A 2,392-nucleotide genomic window follows, 5' to 3' on the forward strand; every position below is an offset into this window, starting at 1 on the left:
GCCGAACTGACCGACCGCGCCTCACTGTCGATGCCCCCCGCCGTTCGCGTCGCCGCCCTCGAAGGCACGCCCGCGGCCGTGGACGCCGCGCTCACGACGCTCCGGGCGGAACTGCCCGCACTCGGCCCCGCCGCGGTCCTCGGACCGGTTCCGATCGAGCGCTCGGCGGAAGGCGGTGATGGCGGCGGCATCCTCCGCGGCCCTCCGTCGACGGGGGAGGGCGGACTCGTGCGCGCGCTCGTTCGGTTCGACTACGGGCACGGTCGCCCCGTCGCACAGCACCTGCGCACCGCCGTCGTGGCAGAAGCGTTGCGTGGGCGGCGCGGCCGCCGAGGCCGCCCCGAGCCGGGTGGCCGGCCGAGTGGACAGAGCCCGCGAACTACACTCAGGGTGCGGCTCGACGTGCCCGAGCTCGATCTGTGACCAGGAGCCCCATGCGCATCGTCTTCGCCGGAACCCCCGCGCCGGCGGTCCTCTCTCTGCGCGCGATCGCCGCGACGGACCACGACCTCGTCGGCATCCTCACGCGCACCGACGCGCCCGTCGGCCGGAAGCGCATCCTCACGCCGTCTCCGATCGCCGCCGCCGCGGCGGAGCTCGACGTACCGGTCGTCAAGGCCGACCGCCTCGGCGAGGGGGCCACTGACGCCGTTACCGCGCTGAGGCCCGACCTCGGGGTCATCGTCGCGTACGGGGGCCTCGTGCGTGAACCGCTGTTGTCCGCTCCGCACCACGGCTGGATCAACCTGCACTTCTCGCTGCTGCCGCGCTGGCGCGGGGCGGCCCCCGTGCAGCATGCGCTCATCGCGGGCGACCGCGTGACCGGCGCAAGCGTCTTCCGGTTGGTGACCGAGCTGGACGCCGGCGACGTGTATGGCGAGCTGCGTTACGACGTGCCTCGAGGCGCGACAGCGGGGGAGGTGCTCGACGCGTTGGCGGCCGCCGGCGCCGAACTCCTGGTCGACGTCATCGACCAGATCGCGGCGGGGACCGCACGCGCCCTCCCGCAGGCGGGAGCCGTGACTCTCGCACCCAAGCTCACGATCGCCGATGGCGCCCTCGACCTCTCCCGCCCGGCCGACGATGTGCTGAACCGCTACCGAGGAACGACTCCTGAGCCGGGCGCCCATGTCGTCTTCGAGGGCGGCCGCCTGAAGGTCCTCGCGGCGCTGCGAGGACCCGACGGCGACCTGGCAGCTGGCGCCCTCGCCCTCGCCGGCCGTGATGTGCTGCTGGGCGCGGGCAACGGTACCAGCGTGCTGCTGAAGACGGTGCAGCCAGCGGGAAGACCCGCGATGTCGGCGGCGGACTGGTGGCGAGGATTGCGGACGACCTCACCGCGCGTCGAACTGCCCGCACCGGGGAGCGCGGCGTGAGCGCCGGGGCACCCGCCGCGTCCGGCTCCGGGAAGTCGCCTCGCTGGGTCGCCTACGACGTGCTGCGGGCCGTCCATGACTCCGACGCCTACGCGAATCTGCTGCTGCCTCGAGCCATCGCGCGAGCCGGCCTCACCGGGTCCGATGCCGGCCTCGCGACCGAGCTCACGTACGGCACGCTGCGCCGCGAGGGCACGTACGACGCCGTCATCGCGGATGCCGCGGGTCGCCCCATCGCCGCGATCGACCCTCCGGTGCTGGACGCGCTGCGCCTCGGCGTGCACCAGCTCCTCACGATGCGCACGCCCGCGCACGCTGCCGTCAATGAGACCGTGCGTCAGGTGCGGCAGTCCTCCGGGAAGGCGGGAAAGGCCGCCGCGGGTTTCGCGAACGCCGTGCTGCGCCGGGTATCGGAGCGCACACCGGACGAATGGGATGAGCGGTTGGCCACCGCTGCCGGCTCCGACGACGAACGCCTGGCCGTCCGTTTCGCGCACCCGGTGTGGGTCATCCGGGCGTTCCGGCGGGCCCTTGCCGCCGAGGGACGCGCCGACGAGCTCGAGGCGCTGCTCGCCGCCGACAACGCCCCGCCGGTCGTGACGTTCGCGGCGCTCCCCGGGCTCCGAGAGCGCCCCGCGGATGCCGCGGCCACCCCGTACTCGCCCCTCGGATTCCGTTCACCCGGGGGAGACCCGGGCGCGCTGGTCACGGCATCCCGCGGTCTCGTGCGGGTGCAGGACGAGGGATCCCAACTGGCGGCGCTGGCTCTGGCGCGTGCCGTGCCGGTGCGGACGGGGGAGCGGTGGCTCGACCTCTGCGCCGCCCCCGGCGGCAAGACGGCCATCCTCGCCGCCGAAGCGCTCGCGCGTGGCGCGAGTCTCGAGGCCAACGAGCTCTCGCCCGCACGGGCAGGCCTCGTCCGCGACTCGGTCGCCGCGGTGCCCCTGGTGGTCCCGGTCTCGGAGGAGGATGGCCGCACCCGCGCCGGCCGCGGGCGATACGACCGGATCCTCGTC

General features: G+C 74.5%; 2 protein-coding genes and 1 pseudogene. All 3 read left to right on the forward strand.

Annotated features, from left to right (window positions below):
* Positions 1-423: pseudogene (locus WBP48_RS03995) on the forward strand (hypothetical protein); the annotation flags it as partial.
* 11 nt (positions 424-434) lie between these two features.
* A complete protein-coding gene (locus WBP48_RS04000; RefSeq protein ID WP_424436428.1) occupies positions 435-1,376 on the forward strand; it encodes a methionyl-tRNA formyltransferase in 942 nt (313 codons plus the stop codon).
* Positions 1,373-2,392: transcription antitermination factor NusB (locus tag WBP48_RS04005; RefSeq protein WP_424436431.1), on the forward strand; the 1,020-nt coding region annotated here is incomplete at its 3' end. The genes WBP48_RS04000 and WBP48_RS04005, both read left to right, overlap by 4 nt.

Origin of the sequence: Microbacterium sp., assembly GCF_049661145.1 — a bacterium.
Taxonomy (GTDB): Bacteria; Actinomycetota; Actinomycetes; order Actinomycetales; family Microbacteriaceae; genus Microbacterium.

What these genes read in the sequence shown, in the direction of transcription:
- WBP48_RS04000 (WP_424436428.1), top strand. Translation starts at nt 435, where the DNA reads ATGCGCATCGTCTTCGCCGGAACCCCCGCGCCGGCGGTCCTCTCTCTG.